This is a genomic window from Nocardia sp. PE-7, from assembly GCF_030486425.1.
GTDB lineage: Bacteria > Actinomycetota > Actinomycetes > Mycobacteriales > Mycobacteriaceae > Nocardia > Nocardia salmonicida_A.
This window is the reverse complement of record NZ_CP129614.1, coordinates 2,462,827-2,484,726: the sequence shown is the minus strand read 5'-3', so window position 1 is coordinate 2,484,726 and position 21,900 is coordinate 2,462,827. Positions and strand designations below refer to the sequence as shown.

Below are 21,900 nucleotides of genomic sequence, written 5' to 3'. Positions count from 1 at the left end.
GATGGCTGATCACTGTTCCCCGACCTTCGCCGACCTCGCTCACGAACTCGGCTTCTCCTGCGAAGAAGCGGGCGGTCTCGTCGAGTTCCGCAGCCCGTTCGCCCTGGAGAACTGGACCCTGCCGGTTCTCGAACTCACCATCGTCGTCGGCGCGATTCTCGCGCTCTGGTACGCGATCGTGCGCCTGCGCCGCCACGGCGACCCCACCAATCTGGTCCTGTGGTTCGGCGCCACCGCCTACCTGTTCATCATCGAACCGCCCCTGTACTTCCCGGCCGCGTTCGGCATCGAAGACCACATCGACACGATGTTCGCGCACAACGTGTTCACCGTGGACTTCCTCTGGGGTCGCCTACCTATCTACATCATCGCGATCTATCCGCTGATGGCCACGATGGCGTTCGGCCTCGTCCGGATGCTCGGCATCTTCCGCCGATTCGGTGTTCTGATCGGCGCCACCTGCGTGGGTTTCGTTCACCACGCCTTCTACGAGATCTTCGATCACCTCGGGCCGCAGCTGCGCTGGTGGGAATGGTCGGTGGACAACCCGATCAATCAGCCCATGTTCGATTCGGTCCCGATGGGCAGCGTCGTGGTCTTCGCGGCGCTGTGGCCGATGTCGCTCGCGTTCTGCGTGCAGTACTTCGTCGGCCGCCACGTCGATGACGGCAGACGTTTCTCCGGCATCGAATTGACCTGGCGCACCATCGTCATCGGCCTGCTGGCCTCACTCGGCACCTTCCTGCTCCCCCTGCCCGCGACCGTCATCGGCATGAGCGGGGACACCGTGCGCGGCATCGTCTACGCACTGGAGCTGGCCGTCCTCGCGGTGGTCGCCGGATTCGTGATGATCCGCCAGTGGACCCAATTGCGCCAGGGCTCCACGCCCCCCTCGCAATACGCGGACCCGTTCGTCCAACGGTTCGCCACCCTCTATCTCGCCGTCTTCGCGCTCCTCTGGATCGCGTCACTGCCCGACTTCTTCGACGCCGTCGACGGTCGGACGAGCAACGGCGATCCCATCGGAAACCTGTGGTACACAGCGGCCTGCTTCGTGATCGCCATCGCATCGGTCGTGGCCACCTTCACGGTGCCCCGCTCGAAAACCAGCCCGGAGGCCCCTGTTTCGGCGGCTTCGAACGTGCCCAGCTGAGCCAGCACCAGCGGTGCCGGGCCAACCGGCACGAGAGGCGATGATGTCGGCGCGCAGGACAGGCGCCGACATCATCGCCTATTCTTCGGTTCAGGATGCGTTCGGACTATCGCTGAGGGTGGACGAGCCGACGCTCAGCAGTTGCAGGATGTTCTGGAAGAAATCGCACCCGCCCGGCGCGCCGATGGGGAACTCGACGCACCCGGCGACCGGGGCGACCTGTTCGGTGGCGGCCTGGGCGGTCGCCAGCGGTGCCGACATCAGCGCCCCGGCCAGGGTGGCCGCAGCCAGTGTTCGTCTCATCGAAATTCCTTACTGCTCTGAGCTTTCGGACTATCGCACTGCCCTCGAGCAGTAAAGTCACGCTATTGCGGCATCAACTGAGCCACTAGCCCCCGGTTCCCTGGCCCACGGATCCGGGGGCACATGTTTGCGGCTGCACCGATGAATTCTGGAGTGCGCTGTCGTCGATACAGCTGGATACACCCACAGCGGTGGGCCTGTACCGGGACCGCTCCCGTACGGGAGGGAATACAGGAGGCAGTGGTGGGCGTCGACGATTCCGAACAGGGGCAGACGATCCGAACGAGCGGTCCCAGGGTGGTGGTGGCCGGGGCGAGCATCGCCGGCCCCGCGCTGGCCCACTGGTTGAGCCGGTGGGGGGCCGAGGTGACTGTGGTGGAGCGAGCGCCCGCCTTGCGTCCGGGAGGGCAGGCCGTAGACGCGCGCGGGGTGGCCAAGGAGGTCATCCGGCGCATGGGACTGGACGCGGCGGTCCGCGCGGCGTGCACCGAGACCGCCGGCGCCCACACCGTGGACGTCCACGGAAACGTGCTGGAGACCTTCCGTGCCGACGACCACGGCGGCGACGGGTACATCGCCGAGATCGAGATCCTGCGCGGGGACCTGTCCCAGGTGCTCTACGACGACACTCGCGATGGTGTCGAGTACATCTTCGGCGACCGCATCACCGAACTCACCCAGGACGCGGGCGGGGTCGACGTGGCCTTCGCCGGCGGCGACCGGCGACGCTTCGACCTGGTGGTCGGAGCCGACGGATTGCATTCGCCGCTTCGGGCGATGGTCTTCGGGCCGCACGAGCGGTTCGTCCGCCATCTCGGGCACATGCTGGCCTTCTACAGTGTGCCCAACGAGTTCGGACTGGACCGCTGGCTGATCGACTTTCAGGAGTCCGGTCGCTCGGCCGGGCTGCGACCCATCCGGGACGCCACCCGCGCGATGGCCATGTTCTCCTTCCCTTCCCCGGACTTCGACGTCGACTACCGCGACGTCACGGCCCAGAAGCACTTGTTGCGTGAGCGAATGGCCGACCTCGGCTGGCTGACCCCGAACATCCTCGCGCACTTGGACGACACATCGGATTTCTACCTCGACCAGGTCGCTCAGGTGGTGATGGACCGCTGGTCGAGCGGGCGGGTGGCGCTGCTCGGGGACGCGGCGTTCAGCTCGTCGCCGTTTTCCGGGGCGGGCACCGGGCTGGCCCTGGTCGGCGCCTACATTCTGGCCGGAGAGCTGGCCACCGCCAGCTGGGACCCCGAAGCCGGGTTCGCCGCGTACGAACAGCGGATGCGCTCGTTCGTCGAGGCCAACCAGGAGATCGGCCGATTGCACGCACACAGCCGCGACCTTCCGGGGTCAGATCCCGAGCCAACCCCCGATTTCACCAGTGAATGGTTCACCGAACTGATCGACCGCGCGATCAACGGCGTCGAGCTACCCGACTACACCGGAGTGCCGCCCACCGCGGCCCCGACCGAGCCGCCGATCACCGTGTCGGCCGAGCCGTAGATGTCGCGCGACGTGACGAACGGTCCGACGCTCGCCAGGACACCGTCGGACCAAGCCGACGAACGCACTCGAATGCCGAGTTGAGCGCGTCCGCGGCTACCGCAGTATGCGACCGATAATTTCGGATCGAAACCTGTCAAAGACCTGCAATTCGGCATTCGGGTACGCGATTCGACCCTCGAATCAATCGAGCCCGGACCGGTCTGCGTCGGCCCGAGGCTCGTTTTGCTACCGCATTGTTCACTGGATTCATATGGCCCGAGCGCTGGCGCGAGACCGCGTGGATCAACCACCCGTGGGGCCACGTCCGCTCGATGTCATCGAGCGGGGACAGGATCACCACCTCGCCCGACACGCTCCGGCGCCAGACCTCAGTTTTGTGGGATTGAGTCAACCATGCTGTAGCACATACGGTTTCGTCAGCAGCTTGATCGACACATGAGCAAGGGGAACCCGATGACGCGAATCAAATACCTCGGCGCCGCGATTGCCGCGGTTGCGTTTGCCGTAGGTATACCAGCTGTTACGGCATCCCCAGCGATGGCCGCCAACGAAAAGTGCATGGACTTCAGCACGCCGACCGTGGGCGGAAAAACGGCGTCGATAAACGTCTGCTGGAACTGGGTCAGTAATGGCCAAGGCGCCTACGACGGCCGGGTCTGGGGCAAGTTCTACGACCCCTACACCAACAACGGCAAGATTTACCTTCAGGCCCGAGTCGAACCGGATCGTTGGGTCAGTTTTGTCTCCGCAGGCACCGAGACCGCCAACGGCAAAAGCTTCAACAAGCCGTACACGAATATCAAGTCCCTCGCGTTCAAGGCATGCCTCACAGGACACGGCTGCCGCTAGCACTTCGATCGGTTTCGCCGACTCCAGCGGCAATGGCGACATGCGTCAAGTTCTCAGCATGTGGACGCGCAACAGGCTGAGCGATTCTCGACCACCGGCAGAGCTGTCTGCCCCGGAGACGGCCGAGACGGTCTCCGGAGCAGACAGCGATGCATAGGTGAAGGCAATGACGAGACAATGCATGTGACCCCCATCGAAGAGACCCTGCGACGGATCGACTCATGGCTCGCCGCGCACGCGCCGCGCACCTACGCATCGCTGCGGCCACCTGCCGAACCGGAGACCATCAGTGCCGGAGCTGCCGAGCTGGGGGTGGAGTTCCCCGCCGATCTGGTCGCGTATCTGCGGCACCACGACGGAGTCTCCCCCGGTGCGGGGAGCTTCAGCTTCCCCGGCCATCAGCCCTACACCCTCGCCGAGATCGTCGCCTCGAGCCGGATGCACCACGAACTGTGGGGTAGGCACGGCGAGGACCTGCCATTCGAGGGCTACTGGCACCAGGATTTCGTCATCTTCGCCCGCACCTCCAGTGTGGACGCGCTGGTCGTGGACTGCCGTCGAGGCGAGTCGTTCGGCGCGGTAGGCCAGCATGTGGAGTCCGAGGGCACGAGATTCGGGAACTGGGAAAGTCTCGCAGCATTCTCGGAACAGATCGCCGACTCCCTCGAAGGCGGAACCGCTATGACAGCGGGCCTACCGTATGTCCCTGTCGTCGACGACGGGATGTTGCTGTGGGAGTTCACACCCGAGCCTAGATCTGAGCCCCAGTCCCTGCTCGACCTCGCATCCGCCGCCGACCCGATCGTCGCCGCGCCGCGCCGGCCGACCTCCCGCGCGGCACCGACGAAGAACTGGCCGAGCGGATACAACTCGTTCTGTCTGACCTTTGCACAGGGCTTGGACGAGGCCGAACTACTGCGCCGGTTCGGAGCGTTGCCCGAGACCCGGCGGCCGCGAGGTCGGCGTAAGACGAGGAGTGGGAACAGCGTGCTGCTGCCGGCCGTCCGGGTGGGAACCCACGACGGCTGGGCGTTCGGGATCCAGGAAGAGGCGGGTGTCTATGGTTTCGAGGGCGCGCGCGAGGAGGTGCTGCGCCGTGTGTCCTGTAGTACCCGCGCGGTGTCCGTGAGCTGTTGGGGCGGAATCGGCTCGATCGCGGTGTCCCTATTCGACAACAGTGAACCCGTGACGAGGTACGACACTCGATCGGCTGTTGTGCCCGACGGGACGCGCGACCCGTTCGAGGTCTTCCCCGGTCTGCCGTTTCACGACAAGTGGGCGGCGCGTTGGGATCCGGACCAACAGTGCGCGGTCAGCGTTGTGCCCCCGCTGGGTCGGGAATCCACGCCCGAGCAGTGGCGCGAACAGCTGCTGGCGGTGTGCGGCGCGGTCGTTCGCGGCTGTGGCATCCCGCTGCCCCCACCCGGCCTGAACGGGGAACTCGACAGCGCGCAAATCCTGCCCCTGCTGCCCACCGACGGCAACCAGCGGGTTCCCGTGCCTGACCAGTTCGCGGCCCTGGTCGACGCCGCGACGCCCGAGCACCTACGCCGCGTACTCGCCGCGCAAATGACGTCGCTGGCCGCCGAGACCGGACTCGACACCTACGACGAGGTCACCGACATATTGCCGCTTCTGAGCGAGGGTAATCGCCCCGGTCTTACCGACGATTCGGCCCTGGGCCTGCGGCTACGTCGCGTACACGTCGAGTCCAGGGCGACGCGTCACGTTCATAGCGACCAGGTTGTCCGGCAGGACCGTGCCATGGCCGCCCGTGCGCTGGCCGACGCGCTCACCTTGCCGGTTCACGAAGCCTTGGGCTTGGTCGTGGTCCTGCGTCACGACCCGCAGTGGCGGCGGGAGTTTCGCAAGCAGCTGGCCGAGGACTGATTCCTGCCCCGCAACCGGACTCCTGCTCAGCGATCAGTGAATTCGATGGGAGCGTATATGCCCGCGGTACGGCGGTTCTGGATTGAATTCGATCGAGGCCACACATCAGCCCTCTGGTGGAGCGCGCCGTATGCCGGTGTCACCGGCTACGACGAGCAGGACTGTTTGGCAATGGTGGCGGATCTGCTCACCGACGGCGCGAAGTTACCTCCGGTGCGCCGCATCACGCCGGACATCGTGGTGGACGAGAACCTTCCGGTGAACATTCGCGCTCTCGGAGTACCGTCCGGATCGCACTCATCGGTGCTGACTTCAGTCAGCACGAGTGAGCGACAATGCCGCTCGGCGCTCGGTCGCGAAAGTTCGCCATCTGCCGAATCCAGGACAGTGATCTCCCCAGGTCGCCTGACGGGATCGGCGGTGCCGAAACGGCCGGGTGAGCGGGTCGCGTGTGTCGACATGCCGCTCGCACCTCCGCTACCGGTGATTTCGCCTGCGCTCAGTCCAGTGCGCGAAAGATCCCGATGAATGGGAAACCCCGTGTTCGCTTCGGGCAAATGACTGCTTTTGTGAGACACGCCACCCCAAATTCCGGTTCTTCGGCATACCTGAAGTGGCGTTCTCCACGATGAAAGGCATTCCCACCCATGCGAATCCGATCTCTTCGATTGCCCATTGCGGTGATGGCGGCCGCGGTAGCGGCTACAACCGCTACTACCGGCGTCGCGTCCGCCGATATCGACTTCGGAAGCTCCGGGAGCAGCTCCGGCAGCAGCGGCGAAATGGTCATCACCCTGGTACGCCATGCCGAGTCCCTCGGTAACACCTCCGGCCTGATCGACACCAAGGTGCCCGGACCCGATCTGACCTCACGCGGCCGGACACAGGCAGACAATCTGGCCCTGCAGTCGGCCGACAAGAATTACGACTGCGCTTTCGCGTCCAACATGGTGCGTACCGAGCAAACGGCGGCACCGACCGTCGCCGAGCAGGACCTGAGCCTCAACATTCAGCCCGGTTTCCGGGAGATCGAGGCAGGTCAGTACGAGGGCACCCCGGAGGCCGAGGCGCTGTCCGGATACCTACAGGCGCCGATCAAGTGGCTCTCCGGCGACCTGAACGCACGGATTCCAGGCTCCATCGACGGCAACGAGTTCGATGGCCGTGTCGATCAGGCACTGCTCGATGTGCAGCGCCGCGGCTGCGCCAACCCGGTGATCTTCTCGCACGGCGGCACCATCATGTTCTGGTCGATGATGAATGCCGACAACGCCGACCCGGGCAAACTCGGCACCGATCCGATGCGCAACGGCGGCCGCGTCGTCCTCGAGGGCAGCCCGCAGAAGGGCTGGACGATTGTCGAGTGGGTCGGCCACCCGGACCTGGGCTGATTCAGCCTATTTCGCCCGGGCGTTGAGATGGTCCGGAAGTCTCGGCTACTTACCTCTCGGCATACTCCGGCGGAACATCGAATCTAGGCTTCGACAGGTGAACGTCGTGCTCGAAACCGCGCCCTACTTCGTCATCCCGGCATCCCTTCAGACGGGATCCGTTGTCGGCCTGTAGGTTTCCGATCGAAGGCGCGGCCGGATTTCGCTGCGGATGGGCTGCGCGGGTAGCGTCGCCCGCGCAGAGCTCGGTCGGAGGGGATGAAGGCATGGTGGTGTCGCTGGGGCGGTGGTGGCGTTGTGTCACCTGCTGGCGCGTGGTGACCTTGGTCTTGGTCGCATTCCCACGGGTGCTATATGCGCACTTCCCGGAGCTGCCCGACAGTGACGCCGAGGCGGACCACAGCGAGGCCACGGTGGTCGTCTCAGAGACCGTCGTCGGGGTAAGCTCCCCGACGACGCCGCTGCTCGAGCAATTGCTCGTATTCGTCACAGAGTCCGGCCTCGTGGTGCTGCTGCCCGCAGTCGTCTTCGCGCTGCCGCGCAGGCAGGTCCGGCGCAGAACACGCTGGGCCGCAGGGATCCTGGCCGTTCTCGGCACGGTAGACGGATATCTCGGGATGAAGGCGCTCGAGCACAACGACACGGCGGGATGGGATTTGCTGCTCCCGTCGCCATTCTACCTGCTGGCAGCGGGCGCGCTCGTGCTGAGCCAACGGCAGCACCGGCCCGAGGCGAGTGAGCCCGCGACGAGCTAGCGTGGCAACGACACAACCGGTAGCTGGATGTTGCCACGTTTTGTGACAGCAGTTCGGCGCCTCACGAATGCCCGCACCGCATACCGGGCGCTGATCGGCCGTCCAAACCGGTTGGCCGACAGTGCCTCCTGACGTCCGCTACTGCCGATGAGCGTGAAACAGGGCGCCGGTCCCGCCACATACGATGCCGTCGTGAGTGATCAACTTTTGGCCGAAGCACATCAATTCCTCGACTGGGCCAGAGGAGAAGGTGCCAACCTCGACGGGACCGCATCGATGGAGAAGGTAGGCGTCTCGATGATGTCCGCGCAGTCAGTGACACCGGAGTCACACAGTTCACGCTGAACTGGATCTACAACTGCCTCGAGGATCCAGATGCAGACAACCTCGGGTTCAAGCTCGCCGGCGCGCTTCGAGACTTCGGCGAGCAGGACCGCGCCCACTACTTGACCGAGCTACTCGACTACCGCAGCTGAAATCTCTACTCGGGTCAGAACTTTCAACGTCCGCTCATGCCGCCTATCGGGCGGTCACGAACGTCCGCAGCTGCCGATTATCGGATGGATGTCGAGCGATTCCGGGTGGCGGGAGGGCGCAGTCGGGTGATGGTTCGGGTTGCGAGTCCCGCCCCGCGCATCAGCCATTTAAAGGCTGTCGTCGAAGGCCCCGGGACGATTCCGGCCAGTTGCACGCCGTCGAGCAGGTCGTAGAGCGTTTCGCCTTCATACATCAGGTGTTCGGCGTTGAAGTGATATCGGTCCACGGCGGTGCACTGGATGAACGCGCCGTTGCCCGGGATCGCGGGCGCGCCCGCTCCGTATGGATGAAGCTTCAGCGGCCCGACGATGTGACCACTTCCGTAGTAACGCACGACCATTCTGACCTCACCGTCCGGTGACAGGTCGATGTAGCACTGTCCGGGTATCGGGTCGTAGCGCCAGTCGGGAATGGCATCGAAGAACGCGAAGTTGTAGGCCACGAATTCGTCGAGGCCGACCATGGTCGCGCCGAGCGTCGTCACATCCTTGTACCTGAGATCATGTGTGTAGAGCTCGTGGTTATAGCTCATATCCCGGGTCTGCCAGCTCCACCAGTACTTCTTCGCCCAGTCGAGGGTCCAGGCGATATCGAGGCCGTGGTCGGCATAGAACTCGATCTTCTTCTCGTATTCGTCGAACCACGTCTGCGTCATGGCGGTCAGCGCGGCTTCGTCGAGAACTTCGACCGGCACGGCACGGTTGGTCAGCACTGTCGGTATCGGCTGCGTCAGGCGCGGCTGTCGCAGTGAAAGGTGGAACTGCTCGTCGGTGAACATGACCCTCTCCATCCAGAAGCAGGTGCTTCCTGATCAATGATGGTTGTTGTAATGTGGTGCCGTGTCAAGGAGTTACGGCGGACAAACGGCTGAGAGCCGCGCCGCCGACCGGCGAGCGCGGCTGATCGACGTTGGTGTCGAAATGGTTGGCACGCAGGGCGTTTCCGCCCTGGGTATGCGATCCGTCTGTCGTGCGGCGGGGCTGAGTCAGCGGTTCTTCTACGAGAGCTTCACCGGTACGGACGTGCTGCTGCACGCGGTGTACCGGGCTGCGCTGTCTCGCCTAGAACAAGCGGTAGCGCCCGGGGTGGCATCCAGCGACCTGCACGCGGTGTTCGAGGCCGCCGCCCGCCTGATGGAGGACGATCCACGTATCTGCCGCATCCTGTTGGTCGAGCCGGTGGCCGATGTACGGTTGAGAGGCTATGTGCGAGAAAGCATTCCGGCTATCGCGACAGCTGCACTGGGTGATCGCATCGTGGGTTCCCCTGACGATCCCTATGTCCGAATGCGCTTTTCGGCACTCTTCGGCGCCTTGATCTCACTGTTCGTCGAGTGGACGGAAGGCAGTCTCGGCACCGACCGGAACGCCTTCGCCAGCCATGTGACCACCGTCGCGACACAACTCATGAGCGAGGTCAGCTCGGCCGAAACAAGCCGCCGATCATGAGGCGAGCCTCGTAAATCGCAATGTGGGCGCGTCTCGCGGGCTGGGCGTGGCAACTGAACGTCCGCTCTTACCCCATGCCGCTGTCACGAAGGTCTGCATCTGCCGAGCACCGCGCATCTTGGTGCGATCGGAGCCGATCCATGATTGGGATGGATTAGTTGAATTGTATTGTTGGAGTGGATATGTGGGCGGATCATATGAGCGTGGGGGCAGTGCGGTTCGCGCGGCCTACGGCACGACTCGACGATGTGATCGCTTTCTACCGCGACGATCTGGGGTTAGCCGTGCTGGCGCAGTGGTATGACCACGACGGGTACGACGGGGTCGTATTCGGACTGCCAGGGACGGGGGTGCAACTGGAGATTACCCAGCATGGGGCACCGCCAGTGATTCCGCCGCCTCATCCGGAGAACCAACTCGTGCTGTATCTGCTAGGGGAGCAAGCACTTCGGGCCGTGGTCGATCGGCTAGCCGGACGCGGGCACCATCCGGTCGCACCCGCAAATCCATATTGGATACGCGGCGGCGCGGTGCTGTTCGCCGATCCGGACGGTTGGCTCGTGGTCCTGATGCCGCGAGTGTTCGGCGAGCAGACCAGGACCGGGTAGAGCAGCAGGAAGGTCCAAATTGGATCTAGGACTCTGAGGGGAACATCCCGCAACTGCCGCGACCGACCAGCGTTCGCAGACGCACCTATGCGCTGCTGCGTCTACCTTGCGAGATGGGCGAGCGGTGGATACGTTGACGCAGTGATTCTTTCAATTGGGAAGGGCGTCGTGCGCCTCAGTCGGTGATCCCTGGAGGGGCGCAGTCCCCCGACGCGCGCCGTAGTGCGGGTGTTGGGTCGAGTACCCGTGACCGGAAGCGGTTGCAGCGCAAGCGTTTGACAGCGATCAGCGAGATCCAATTCGATTATCGGCCAGGACCGCCCGGACGTACCGACGTTTACCAGATCATGCCCCGTATCGACACAATCCCGCTGACCGATCTCATCGACACCTACGAAATCAGCGCCGACATGCAGCCTGCGGGCGACGCTTACGGTGGTCTCGTACCCCAATTCCTCCGATTCGAGTCAGCAGTCGACCATTTTCACGGATCCTCCCCCCTCACCGCAGGAAAGAAGATCCCTGTACTCGCTTGCAACTGTGGGGAATTAGGCTGCTGGCCATTGCTGACGCGCATAAGCCTGACCGGCGGACTTGTCGTCTGGGACTGCTTCGAACAGCCCTATCGCACCACTCGTGACTACACCGCGTTCGGTCCATTCCTGTTCGACCGCAATCAGTACGACAAAGCTGTCGAGGGACTCGGCGCCTCAATCGCCGCCCCAGTCGTACCAGACCGTTGAGCAAACGCATAACCGCAACTGCTCTCGCGAAACATCCTGTTGCCGCTACCCGCGCGGTTCGTCCGGCCAGATCGACGCACGGCCGTGCCGATGAGCGCGTGCTCAAACCGGTTCGGAGTGCTGGATTTTGACGACTCGAGGAGTATCAAGTTGTAGCCGCTTCCTCCGCGGGCGGGTTCACTCATTCGTTTCCGAGCCCTGCTATTCGCAGCTCACCAGTCTCGCCCGGCGATCAGTTCCTCGGAATCCGCCTCCGTGAACCCGTAAGCCGAGGCGATCGAGCAGAAGTCGTCGCCGATCACTTCTCGCGCCACCGTCTCGATTTCGCTGCCCGCTGCCTCGAACTCCGACTGCAGGTCGTTGAACTCCGCCACCGCAGCTTGGGTAAGCACATACAGGGCCGCCAGATCCGACGGTCGTTCCGACTCGATCGTCTCACACAGCCGCAGCAAGACCGCCCTGCACTGGTCGAGCACGGCATCGGGAAAGTAGGGGTCCTCGTACATCTCTTGCAGGAACACATGCCCTGCGGTCTGATGGTTCGTGATCGGCATGGCGCTTCTCCGTCTCTCGATGTGGCGCGCCGATCATGCATGACACCACCGACAACAGCGCGGTCGGCAAGCTGCCCTACACCTAGCTGGGCGTTCAGATGTGGCGTTACGCATCCGGACTGCGCTCCGCCAACATCAGGGAGCCGAGCTATGGGGACATGGCGCGCGAAGCCCTCGACTACGTGATCGCGCGACGTCCGACGCCGAGCGATTGGTTCCACCCGAACACGACGAGTTTGTCGATCCGCCAATCCGGTAGGCCGCTCATCTAATCTTTTGAGGATCGGTTTTGTGGAGTTCGCTCGAAAGTCCCCCATTTCGCGAGGAAACGCTCATGACCTCGAGTTGGAGCACAGATCCCGTCCAAGACGGCTGGTCGGTGGAACTTTTCTGGATGCGGTACGAAACCGGCACGGTGTTCGGCTACGGCGTCACAGGGACTGCTCCGGCAACCGAAGACGGGAAGGTCTACACGTTCGAATACAGGTTGAATGGACCCTTCAAGCCAGACTCCGGCAGCTCCGCAGTCGACAGCTATCGGACGATCTTCAAGGCGAGTCGATTTCTGGAGACAAGTTCAGAGATGGCCACGAGATCAGTGTCGATGATGGACGCTCTACGGTCTTCGATGGCCCCCGACAACGGTACCGCATCGTCGCTTGCGAAATGGGCCCCCAACGCCCATCGGTCGAGGGAAGCGGATCGGGCCGCGATCGACCGCCGGTCTGTATCTCGTGATCGCTAGTGTCGGACCATGTCTACGTTGCTGGCCGTCATCGGGGAACACGACGATGCGTCCGAGTTCCTGAACTGGCCTGGGGACTTCGATCTCGATCGGTCGGACCATGCCGAGGACGTGCACCTCGCTTCAGGCGCGCTGCTCCAGGGTTCGCCGGGGACGGGGCCGGGGGTACCTACTTCTTCTGCGGCGAAGGCGGCGAGGAACGGCCGATCATGTACGCCGACTCCGAAGGCTCTGCTGGTCTGGTAGCGATCGGCGTACCGGAGTTGTTGAAGCTCTTGCTCGTTGTGCCATGGTGGCGCGACTGCCCTTCGCTCACCCTGGACGAGAGTCACGAAGCGTCAGCAGAATACTTGTGTGACCTTCCGGATCTGTTCGATCGACGCGACCGGTCAGCCGTGAACACGTTATGAACCGTTGTTCGAGCAGGTGTTCGCCGCCGGCTTCGCGGCGAATCGGTCGGCCAGATAGGTCACGGCCGTCGACAATCCCACCACCCCTTCGGTACCGTGCTCGCCGACCGGATTCTCCACCAGCTGCACCGGAACCCCAGCGGCACAGTACTTTCCGGCCAACGCCCGTGCCGAGTCGATAGGCGCGAACTCGTCGGCGACAGCATGATGGAGCAGCACCGGCACGACGGGGACACCCGGGCGGAACAAGGGACTGGCCATCCGAACCACCTTGCTCAATTCGGTATTGTTCGTGATCGATCCAGGCCAAGCTTCCAGCGCAGCGGCATCGAGGAAGGGATACGCGATGGTGGCGTCGAGCAGGCAGTCGGCTCGGCTCGCGGCCAACATCCCGCGGCCGGACTCATTGAGGTACTGAGACACATCGGCTTCCGGATAGGAGCGGTTCAACCCCACCAGACCGACCACGGCCGCCCCGCCGGCGATTCCACCGCTGAAGCCGGACATGGTGGCCTCCAGGTCGGCGACGATCCCGCCCAGCGCCACACCTGCCAATCTCAGATCCGGGGCGTAGGCACTCTGCGCTTGCGCTGCGATAGCGGTGGCCTGTGCCCCGCCGGAATATCCCCACATGCCGATCGGCGCCGCGGGGTCGACATTCGCCGGCGCGAACGCTTTGGCGGCGCGAACGCCGTCCAGAATGCCGTGGACGTACCCGTCGGCGCCGAACAAATCGGAGTCGGGCCCCTGATAGTCCGGCACGACCAGCGCCCAACCTTGTTGCAGCGCAAACCGAATCATGCCGGTCTCGGTATACGCGTTACTCGGGACGCCGTCGATCCCACCGCGCAGCGCGTAGGAGGGTGCGCATTTCGAACCGACACCGTCTTCGGCGACCTGGTACGACAGCAGCGGACGCGGGCCGCCTCCGGTCCATTCTTGTTGCGGTACAAGAACTGTCGCGATGTAGGCGCGGGGCGCCCCATGATTGTCGATCGTCTTGTACTGCACCTGCCATGCCTGTGCGGGTAGCGGCAGCAGGAACGACTCGGGTTCGATCGCCCGGGACGTGAGCACTGTCCCGTTGGGTAGGTCTGCGAGACCGGCCGGCTCGGCGTAGAACGAATCCTGTTCCGGCAGAGGAACTGCCGTAGCCCACCCCGCGCACGCCGTCACCAGCGCGACAACCGCGCCGACCACCGTCGCCCGCAAAGTCGCGATATCCATTGTCCGCATCGCACACTCCCACCCCGAGAACCTGTTCTAGTTTGCGTCCGCGAGCGTAGTGCATTCGATGGGACCTGATACCCGAGTTGCGGGGAAGTCCCGCCCGATCGGCCGGTTACTTCCCCGCTCGCAGCCCAACCACTCCCCCCGCGATATACCGATGGCAGGTCTGGCGCTGTGCGGAGTCGGCTACATCTTGGTGTATCGCGCCATGGCGAAACTGTAGAGACCGTAGGTGATGATGCCCAGGCCGGCCGCGATCAACAGAGTCGCTCCGAAAGGCTGTGCTCCCAGAGTTTTGAACGCGCCGTCGAGTCCGGCGGCTTCGCTGGGATCGGATCGGCCCACCGCGAGTATCACCAGCAATCCGATGGCCGCGACGGCCAATCCCTTCGCGATGTATCCCACCGTGCCCAACCGACGAACCAGTTTGCTCGGGGAGCCGTGCAAGTCTTCGAGGAAGCTCTGGGTCGCCCCCTTGTACACGTGATAGCCACCCACCGCGATGATGATCAATCCAGCGGCGACGAGGGCGATCGTGCCCACGCTCGATCGCATCATCGCAGCAGTGATCCCCGTACTCTGCTCGCTACTGGATTTGCCCGCACCCCTGGCGAATCCGAATGCGGAGATGGCGAAGCCGAGGTAGACCACCGCCAAGGAGAATGCCTTGACGCGATGGACGGCCTCGGATTTCTTGCTGTCGGCGTCCGGTTTGGAGGAGCTGCCGAGTGCCGCTTCGGCGAGCCGCCACAATGCCATCAGAGAGAACGCCACCACACCGATCCAGAGCGCGAGGACACCGCCCGGCTTGGCGGCCAGTTCGGCCATCGCCCCCGATTGGTCGGCGGAGCCGCCTCCGCCGCCGAGGGCGAGCCGGATGGCGACATAACCGATGAGCACGTGCACGAGACCGCTCATCACGAAGCCCGCACGGGCGAATCGTTCGAAGATGCCGTTCTGGGCCACCTTGGCCACGGTGCTGGACGAGTTGTCGTACGACGATGGGGAGACAGTGTTGTTCGGCATGGTGAAAGCCCCTGCGTGTAGTGGATCAGTCGAAGTGGTCCGCAACGGTCGGCGCGCGGGGTCAACTACGAGGTCTCGTCGGCGAAGCTAGTTCTTGAACGCGTCCTTGATCTTGGCGGCGGACTGCTTCAGATTGCCCTTGACCTGTTCGGCTCGGCCTTCGGCCTCGAGGCTTCGGTTGCCGGTGGCTCGCCCGTACGCCTTCTTCACCCGGCCCTTGGTGGCCTCGACGGAATTCGCGATCTTCTTGCTCATACTCATGGCGGCTTCCTCGCTGTGTGAAATCAAGTCAACACAGGGATACCCCCGATCGAGAAGAGGGAACACACGTCGACCGTGCGGGGGTGTCGCTGGGTGCGCTGCTGCACCATTTTCCCACCGAAGCGACCTGCTGACCGATGCGGTGGCGCATTCCTTCGGACGTCGGATCGAGGATTACGGGCGGCTGATGGCCGATCTGGATCCCACGGCAGACAAGCTCGACGCGGCGATCGATCTGCTGTGGTCGATGTACGCGCGCCCCACCTTCACCGCATGGCACGAGTTGTGGGTGGCGGCTAGGACCGACCCGGACTCGGCGGCTCCGATGATCGAGATCGATCGGCAATTCATGGTGGCCGGCGAACTGCTCTACACCCAACTGTTCCCTGCCACCGACGACGCCCACCACCGACTCGACAAGACGGTGGGACCGCACCTCGTCTACGCGCTGCTCACCGGGCTCGCCACAGCGCAATCGATACCCGGCTACGAGCCGTTCCGTGCCGCCGAGGTCCTCGACGCGTTCAAGGCGATGATCCGCGTCTACCTCGGCACGCCCACACCGCCGCCAGTCGCCTACCGATGAATGTTCGTCACACCACTGATCGAATACAAGACAATCGAGGGGGAACCTCATGAACGCCACCGATCCGACCAAACGAGTCGTGCGTGCTCGCCCCATCCAATTCTCTTATCCCACTGGCACACTCGACCGTCACTTCGTCGACGGAGACCTGGTGATGAGTCACGTGATCGCGTATCTCTCGGCAACGTTCCCAGAGGGTGAGGACTTCTTCGTCCGCTCGGTCCGCCGTTGCGCGGGAGATATCACCGATTCCGAATGAAGTCACAGGTGCAGGGTTTCATCGGCCAGGAAGTCACCCACGGTCGTGAGCATCGCGCCCTGAACGAGCGCCTGCAGGGCATGGGCTATCCCACGCGGCGAGGAGACAGCACGACCCGTCGCGTCTTGATCAGATACGAGCGTTGGCTCTCGCCGCTGACCTGTCTGGCGATCACGGCCGCGCTCGAGTACTTCACCGCGGTGTTCGCCGAGACGCTGCTCAGCGACGAGCGAGCCCAGGCACTGCTGGGATCCACCGAGGTCCGGTCGATGCTGCTGTGGCACGCGATCGAAGAACCAGAACACCGGGCCAGTCGCCTTCGACGTCTACCGCGCCGCCGGCGGCACAGAACGCCGACGAATCTGGGCGATGCGAGCCATCTCGGCCTCCTTCATCACCGCGATCGTCGTCAACACCACATTGTCGCTACTCGGGGACCGCGCCACCTATAACCCGATCCGACTGGGACGCAGCCTTGCCGCGATTCCGCGCTCCCCGTTCCTGACGTGCGCCGTCCAGCGCCTGGTAGGGGCTTACGCCAAGCGTGGCTACCATCCCGACGACTCCGACAACGCAACACTGCTCGCGCACTGGACTGCGGCACTGTTCGGCGAGAAAGGCCGCCGCTGGCCCGGCGCGTCAGGCGAAATCAGCGAGGTGAGTGCGGTCGCGCCGATCGCTGTGATGGTGCCCTCCAGCCGAACACAGTTGTCATGCCACACATCGCACGGTCATGAATGCCACATCGTTCGAATTGAGGACATCAACGCCTCGATGTGGGCGCTGCGCACCTTTCGTCAGTGCCAGGTGTGGCGGGTGTCGTACCACTGGTCGCCGACTGGCTCACCGGCGAGGTTCCAACTCCAGGACTGCACGGGAGTTATGCGTAGATAGAAGCCGGGCCCCACCATGCCCACTCGCTCGACGGGCGGTTCGGCGCGACCGTAGACGCGGAGTCCGCGGGCGATGAAGGGGTCGATCGAGATCACGTCATCGACAACCAGCGCCACCTCGGCATTGCCCGTACCGACATTGCGCGCCTTGCGTGTCTTGGGGAACGTTGCACCACCGCCGACCCAGAAGCAGGTGCCGTCGAATTCGAAGGCGACAGGCACAACGTCGGGCTGTCCATCTGCGGCTCGGGTGGCGAGGCGAGCGAGCGGCTGTGACCGGAGGTAGTCGACTTCGGCATCCGTGAAGCTCATACTGTCGGATTATGGCCTAATCGACCACGCATTCCGATCAACGAATCAGTTCACCGGCAGCTCACCTGCCCACTGCCAGCCAAACCACCTTGACGAGTGCCTCATCCGGCCCGACGGTCGGAACAGCCCACCGTCATCCGAGTTTCCTGGTTTCGCACCGGGGACTCGGTCTGACGATCAGCAGGCGCTCTCACATGGCTGCGGTTCCGCCGGTGATCAAATTCGGTCGCAGCCGTTCCGCGCCGACATTAGCCTCGATGACCATGAGCGATCAGTGCCTATTTTGTAGCATCGTTGCCGGCGACCTACCAGGTGTGAAGGTGGCCGAGGATGAAACAACCCTCGCGTTCATGGACATTCATCCGGCCTCCGACGGCCACCTGCTGGTGGTTCCCAAGCGGCACAGCAGAGATCTTCTCGACATTCCAGCCGAGGATCTCGCCGCCGTCACCCTGGCGGCACAGCGGATCGCCAAGGTAGTCGTCACGGAATTTGGTGCCGATGGGGTGAACCTGCTCAATTGCTGCGGCGCCGAAGCTTGGCAAACGGTCTTCCACTTTCATCTGCATGTTGTCCCACGCTATGTCGACAAGGCCAAGGACCGGCTCGCGCTGCCTTGGCAACCCGGTACTACCGCTGACATGGACACTGTCACCGTCTGTGGCGAGCGGCTTCGCAGCGCCTTGGAATTGCTCGCCGACGTCCCCGCCAATCGGATCGACACGGCCCGACCTGTCATCTGACCCCGGTTTCGGTGTTGAGGTACACCACGAGATCGCGGGGCAGGCCGTGGGTGTCGTGCAGGTAGTGGTAGTCGTCGTCGGTCAAGGGTCCGGTGAATCGGCGGTGGGACAGGAGCTTTCGTCCGCGTTGGAGCAGTAGGTCGAATTTTCGTTCCTCATCGAGCAGGACGGTGCGTACCTCGTGGGGGTCGACAGATTGCTGGAAGTGTCCGAGGGTGTGTTCCACGAGCGCGATCGGCAAGTCGGACAGGGTGCGGATGGGATCGTCGCGCCACAGCGTGGTCAGGGTGCGGCGGATCAAACGGCGGAGTATGTGACCGCGACCGGACGGGGACGGTGTGACGTGGTCGCCGAGGCCCGATCGCAGATGATCCGACAGCAGTCGTAGCGACCGCTCGTCCAGCGGGCCCCAGATTCTGGGCAGGGTGGTGAGCCAGGGCTCGAAAACGTCGATCTCGAAGATCGACCGCGTGTTCTGCAGGATGCGCACCAGCCGTTCCACACCCAGGCCGGTGTCGATACCGGGTCGGCGCATCGGTTCGAGGCTGCCGTCGGAATGCCGGATGTAGCGCATCATGACGTGGTTCCACACCTCCACCCATCGATCATCGGATGTCGGTGTGCCCTGCGGTTTTTCGTCTCCCGCCCAGAGGAAGATCTCGGAATCGGGTCCGCAGAGTCCGGTCGGGCCGTTGGACCACCAGTTCTCGTCCGTGGTCGGTTCAACCGGCAACCCCAGGTCATCCCACGTGCACCACGACTCGTGGTCGGGCTCGACCTGGTCGTCACCGCCGAAGACCGTGACGTGCATCCGGCAGGGGTCGATGCCGAAACCATCGCGCAGCAGTTCGAATCCCCAACGCAGGCTCCGCGGGCCGCCGTAGTCGCCGAGTGACCAGGACCCGAGCATTTCGAACACGGTGAGGTGGGTATCGTCGCCGACTTCGTCGAGATCGGTGGTGCGCAGGCATCGTTGCAAGCCGGTGAGCCGCCGGCCGAGCGGGTGGGGTCGGCCCATCAGATAGGGGGTCAACGGGTGCATTCCGGAGGTGGTGAACAGCACCGGGTCATCCGGCGAGGGAATGAGCGATCCGCCCGGCGTGATCTCATGCCCACGTTCGCGGAAGAAGTCGAGGAAGGTCTGAACGGTCTGGTCTGTTGTGATCACGGTGGTTGCTCCATCGATGTGAAATCGACCGGAAGCGACCGCACACGGCAAGTCCGGCAACAAGACCGACGCGAACCAGCGGACCGTTTCCGGCCGCCGGCATGGGAGAAAGAGGTCAGGCGGCAGCGACCGGCGAGCTGAGAGCTCGTGCGGTCGCGGCAGCGATGCGTGAAGTGACCTTCATGCTGCGACGGTAGCAACGGGGCTGTGCAGGACACCACTGATTTATGGGTGGTGTAGTGATGGGTCGCCCGCGTCGACTGCCGAAACCAGCTAGCCCACCCTCAGCCCTCACCCGGACGCTCAGGTGAGGGTGATGGCCACCGAAATTTCCGGCACTGCTGGGTCGGCAGCCGAGAATGCTTGTTATGCCTCCTCAGAAAACTCTACGAACCAGCAGGCTCACCTTGGTCCCACTGTCCGACGAGCACTTCGACTATGAGGTACAACTCGATGGCGATCCCGAGGTCATGCGCTATCTGGGAACTGGCCGGCCCCGATCCCGCAACGAAGTCGAAGTCCTGCATCGGCGGCGGCTTGCCGTGGCCGACCGCGTTCCTGGACTCGGCTTCTGGGCCGGTTTCGTTGATGCGGACTTCGTCGGCTGGTGGATCCTGGAGCCGCCGGAGCACGAATACCAGGGGTCGATTGCTGGGCAGGCCGAGCTCGGATACCGGCTCCTGTCCCGATACTGGCGCAAGGGCTTGGCCAGCGAGGGGGCACGCGAACTTCTTCGACACGGATTCAACGACCTCGGCCTCACCCGGATCTTTGCTGAGACCATGATCGTGAACACCGCGTCCCGGGCGACGATGGTCTCAGTTGGGATGCACTACATACGGACATTCCACCTCGAGTGGGACGAGCCACTGCCCGGCAGTGAACAGGGCGAGGTCGAGTACGCCATCACCGGCGAACAATGGCTCGCTCAACGCCCGGGGATGACCCGGACGGACGCGTAGCGGTAAGCCCGCTACATTGACAATGCTTGTTGTGATGCACATTTCGTGATTTCGGCAGCAAGGTGGTGGTGTGATCGCGGGACTCGCAAACCTCGTGGCGATTGAACTACCGGTGGCCGAGCGTGAAGTCCTGCGTTGAGGGTTAGGTGAATGCTGCGGCCCGCAGACTGTACGGAGGCGTTGGTGGTCCCGATGGACCGAGCATCCGAGAACATCGGACCCAGTTCCACGAGCGGGGTGCTCGGCCGCAACGCGCTCGCATGACGTGGAGCGCATGTCTTGGGACTCTCCGGATCGACTGGTCGACAGCGCTACTCGATGCACGCTCAGACCGTTGGTCATGCATTGCGTCCAAATGAGCTAGTCGACGAAATGCGCCCGGCTCGGGCAAGGTGGCTGTATGGGCAACATCCTGACAAGCGCCACCCGCACCGTTGTCGAAGAGCTTCTGCGTCGAATCGGTTCGGGTGACCCGGACGCCACCTCAGCGCTCTACGCTCCGGTCGTCGATTGGAAGTTGGATTGGCCGGAGGACGAGCACGGCCGGACCGAGACCCCGTGGATTCGGCATCGGTCCACGCGCGCCGACGTGGCTGAGCACTACCGCGACATCTCGCGGTACCACGTGCCCGAACAGAACGGAACCGTGATCGAACGTATCTTGATCGATGGCGCGGATGCGGTGGTGCTGGGTGAGATCCGCCAAACCGCTCGGTCTACCGGCCGTGCCTACCGGTCCCGTTTCGCGCTGCACCTCACTGTCGAGAACGACCTCATCACCCGCCACCACGTCTACGAAGACAGCATCGCCGTTGCTCAGGCGTTCGACCCACAAGCGGCCGGTGAGAATTCGGACCAGACAATCGCTTAGCCTGCACTCCCCTACCGCAGCAAATCGACGGAACCCCCTCTACTGCCGTCTACTGACGGGCGCGCATCGCGGGCATCAATCGTGGCACCGGCGGCAGCGGCACAGACGTCGGTGAGGCGTGGAAGGCTTGGATCATGAGGGCTGCGAAGCGGCGGGAGGCCGCGATTCGTGCTGCCGGAGTTCCAGCCTGGATGCCGTTGTTGGCCATGATCATAAGGACGAGGTCGTCCACCACGATGTCGGGGCGCAGGCGGCCGGTGTCCTTGGCGCGACGGATCAGTTCGGCGGCGCCGGTGAGCGAGGAGTTACGGATCGCGGCGAAGTCCAGCGCGTGTGGGTAGGCGGCCATGAAGGCCGCGGCGAACCCGTGGTCGCGGGCTTACAGCTCGCAGAGCTTCTCGACGGTGCGGCAGAAGCCGTGCCAGGGATCGGGGTCGGCGAGCCCTTCGTCCACGAGCGTCCGGCACGCGAGCATCTGATCGGTGAACGCCTCGGCCACCAGCATCTCCTTGGTCGGGAAATGGCGATACAGGGTGGCAGGGCCGACCTGGGCGCGCCGGGCGATCTCGCGCATCGGCACATCCAGACCGTCGATGACGAACACCGCGCGGGCCGCGTCGAGGATGCGTTCGCGGTTGTCGCGGGCATCCGACCGCAGGGTGTGAGGCAAACCAGTGGTCACCGCTCTCACTTT

The 21,900-nt window shown here is 63.8% G+C and carries 23 protein-coding genes and 2 pseudogenes; 15 read left to right on the top strand and 10 right to left on the bottom strand.

The window, feature by feature from the left end; genetic code table 11:
• Position 1 precedes the first annotated feature (1 nt).
• On the top strand, positions 2-1,153 hold the full coding sequence (locus QX204_RS11650; RefSeq protein ID WP_301906701.1) for a hypothetical protein: 1,152 nt from the start codon (positions 2-4) through the stop codon (positions 1,151-1,153).
• A gap of 90 nt (positions 1,154-1,243) precedes the next feature.
• Here QX204_RS11650 and QX204_RS11645 read toward each other — a convergent pair whose 3' ends face one another.
• Complete coding sequence (locus QX204_RS11645; RefSeq protein ID WP_301906700.1) at positions 1,244-1,456, bottom strand: hypothetical protein; 213 nt, start codon at positions 1,454-1,456, stop codon at positions 1,244-1,246.
• A gap of 243 nt (positions 1,457-1,699) precedes the next feature.
• Between QX204_RS11645 and QX204_RS11640 the strand changes: the two genes are divergently transcribed.
• The 6 genes from QX204_RS11640 (at position 1,700) to QX204_RS11615 (ending at position 7,850) form a co-directional block, all read left to right on the top strand.
• A complete protein-coding gene (locus tag QX204_RS11640) occupies positions 1,700-2,962 on the top strand; it encodes an FAD-dependent monooxygenase (protein ID WP_301906699.1) in 1,263 nt (420 codons plus the stop codon).
• 456 nt (positions 2,963-3,418) lie between these two features.
• Positions 3,419-3,814 carry a hypothetical protein gene (locus QX204_RS11635; RefSeq protein WP_301906697.1) on the top strand — a complete coding sequence of 132 codons (396 nt, stop codon included), beginning with the start codon at positions 3,419-3,421 and terminating at the stop codon, positions 3,812-3,814.
• Between the two features lie 177 nt (positions 3,815-3,991).
• Positions 3,992-5,704 carry an SMI1/KNR4 family protein gene (locus QX204_RS11630; RefSeq protein ID WP_301906695.1) on the top strand — a complete coding sequence of 571 codons (1,713 nt, stop codon included), beginning with the start codon at positions 3,992-3,994 and terminating at the stop codon, positions 5,702-5,704.
• Between the two features lie 57 nt (positions 5,705-5,761).
• Entirely contained in the window at positions 5,762-6,232 is a 471-nt protein-coding gene (locus QX204_RS11625) for a hypothetical protein (protein WP_301906694.1), read from the top strand.
• A gap of 254 nt (positions 6,233-6,486) precedes the next feature.
• Positions 6,487-7,095 (top strand): histidine phosphatase family protein, encoded by a 609-nt coding sequence (locus QX204_RS11620; protein ID WP_301906693.1) that lies wholly within the window; start codon positions 6,487-6,489, stop codon positions 7,093-7,095.
• Positions 7,096-7,361: 266 nt separating this feature from the next.
• Positions 7,362-7,850 carry a hypothetical protein gene (locus QX204_RS11615; protein ID WP_301906692.1) on the top strand — a complete coding sequence of 163 codons (489 nt, stop codon included), beginning with the start codon at positions 7,362-7,364 and terminating at the stop codon, positions 7,848-7,850.
• 553 nt (positions 7,851-8,403) lie between these two features.
• Here the strand turns inward: QX204_RS11615 and QX204_RS11610 are convergent.
• Positions 8,404-9,165, bottom strand: a complete 762-nt coding sequence (locus QX204_RS11610) for a nuclear transport factor 2 family protein (RefSeq protein ID WP_301906691.1) — start codon at positions 9,163-9,165, stop codon at positions 8,404-8,406.
• Between the two features lie 61 nt (positions 9,166-9,226).
• Here QX204_RS11610 and QX204_RS11605 point away from each other — a divergent pair, with 61 nt between their 5' ends.
• The 3 genes from QX204_RS11605 to QX204_RS11595 all read left to right on the top strand — a co-directional run bounded on the left by QX204_RS11605 (position 9,227) and on the right by QX204_RS11595 (position 11,186).
• The gene (locus tag QX204_RS11605) at positions 9,227-9,835 is read left to right on the top strand and encodes a TetR/AcrR family transcriptional regulator (protein WP_301906690.1); all 609 of its coding nucleotides are present in this window, start codon (positions 9,227-9,229) and stop codon (positions 9,833-9,835) included.
• Between the two features lie 197 nt (positions 9,836-10,032).
• Entirely contained in the window at positions 10,033-10,443 is a 411-nt protein-coding gene (locus QX204_RS11600; RefSeq protein ID WP_301906689.1) for a VOC family protein, read from the top strand.
• Between the two features lie 260 nt (positions 10,444-10,703).
• A complete protein-coding gene (locus tag QX204_RS11595; protein WP_301906688.1) occupies positions 10,704-11,186 on the top strand; it encodes a hypothetical protein in 483 nt (160 codons plus the stop codon).
• 212 nt (positions 11,187-11,398) lie between these two features.
• On the opposite strand, the gene QX204_RS11590 is transcribed toward QX204_RS11595, so the two are convergent.
• The 4 genes from QX204_RS11590 to QX204_RS11575 form a co-directional block, all read right to left on the bottom strand.
• Entirely contained in the window at positions 11,399-11,740 is a 342-nt protein-coding gene (locus QX204_RS11590; RefSeq protein ID WP_301906687.1) for a DUF5713 family protein, read from the bottom strand.
• 1,149 nt (positions 11,741-12,889) lie between these two features.
• The gene (locus QX204_RS11585; protein WP_301906686.1) at positions 12,890-14,131 is read right to left on the bottom strand and encodes a lipase family protein; all 1,242 of its coding nucleotides are present in this window, start codon (positions 14,129-14,131) and stop codon (positions 12,890-12,892) included.
• Between the two features lie 180 nt (positions 14,132-14,311).
• A complete protein-coding gene (locus QX204_RS11580) occupies positions 14,312-15,151 on the bottom strand; it encodes a DUF1206 domain-containing protein (protein ID WP_301906685.1) in 840 nt (279 codons plus the stop codon).
• 87 nt (positions 15,152-15,238) lie between these two features.
• Positions 15,239-15,406: a CsbD family protein gene (locus QX204_RS11575; RefSeq protein WP_194827835.1), complete on the bottom strand. Its 168-nt coding sequence runs from the start codon at positions 15,404-15,406 to the stop codon at positions 15,239-15,241.
• 193 nt (positions 15,407-15,599) lie between these two features.
• Between QX204_RS11575 and QX204_RS11570 the strand changes: the two genes are divergently transcribed.
• Positions 15,600-15,998 carry a hypothetical protein gene (locus tag QX204_RS11570; RefSeq protein WP_301906684.1) on the top strand — a complete coding sequence of 133 codons (399 nt, stop codon included), beginning with the start codon at positions 15,600-15,602 and terminating at the stop codon, positions 15,996-15,998.
• 49 nt (positions 15,999-16,047) lie between these two features.
• Positions 16,048-16,881, top strand: a pseudogene (locus QX204_RS11565) (metal-dependent hydrolase); the annotation flags it as partial.
• A gap of 173 nt (positions 16,882-17,054) precedes the next feature.
• Here QX204_RS11565 and QX204_RS11560 read toward each other — a convergent pair.
• On the bottom strand, positions 17,055-17,462 hold the full coding sequence (locus tag QX204_RS11560) for a PPOX class F420-dependent oxidoreductase (protein WP_301906682.1): 408 nt from the start codon (positions 17,460-17,462) through the stop codon (positions 17,055-17,057).
• Between the two features lie 263 nt (positions 17,463-17,725).
• Here QX204_RS11560 and QX204_RS11555 point away from each other — a divergent pair, with 263 nt between their 5' ends.
• Complete coding sequence (locus QX204_RS11555; RefSeq protein WP_301907973.1) at positions 17,726-18,205, top strand: HIT family protein; 480 nt, start codon at positions 17,726-17,728, stop codon at positions 18,203-18,205.
• Here the strand turns inward: QX204_RS11555 and QX204_RS11550 are convergent.
• Positions 18,198-19,373: an alanine--tRNA ligase-related protein gene (locus QX204_RS11550; RefSeq protein WP_301906681.1), complete on the bottom strand. Its 1,176-nt coding sequence runs from the start codon at positions 19,371-19,373 to the stop codon at positions 18,198-18,200. The two genes, QX204_RS11555 and QX204_RS11550, sit on opposite strands and share 8 nt — an antisense overlap.
• A 407-nt stretch (positions 19,374-19,780) precedes the next feature.
• Between QX204_RS11550 and QX204_RS11545 the strand changes: the two genes are divergently transcribed.
• Together QX204_RS11545 and QX204_RS11540 are read left to right on the top strand one after the other, a co-directional pair.
• Positions 19,781-20,335, top strand: coding sequence for a GNAT family N-acetyltransferase (locus tag QX204_RS11545; protein ID WP_301906680.1), 555 nt, complete (start codon positions 19,781-19,783; stop codon positions 20,333-20,335).
• Positions 20,336-20,735: 400 nt separating this feature from the next.
• The gene (locus tag QX204_RS11540; RefSeq protein ID WP_301906679.1) at positions 20,736-21,206 is read left to right on the top strand and encodes a nuclear transport factor 2 family protein; all 471 of its coding nucleotides are present in this window, start codon (positions 20,736-20,738) and stop codon (positions 21,204-21,206) included.
• A gap of 49 nt (positions 21,207-21,255) precedes the next feature.
• Here QX204_RS11540 and QX204_RS11535 read toward each other — a convergent pair.
• Positions 21,256-21,570 (bottom strand): annotated as a pseudogene (locus QX204_RS11535) (TetR/AcrR family transcriptional regulator); the annotation flags it as partial.
• A gap of 15 nt (positions 21,571-21,585) precedes the next feature.
• The gene (locus QX204_RS11530) at positions 21,586-21,888 is read right to left on the bottom strand and encodes a TetR/AcrR family transcriptional regulator (RefSeq protein ID WP_301906676.1); all 303 of its coding nucleotides are present in this window, start codon (positions 21,886-21,888) and stop codon (positions 21,586-21,588) included.
• Between the last annotated feature and the right edge of the window lie 12 nt (positions 21,889-21,900).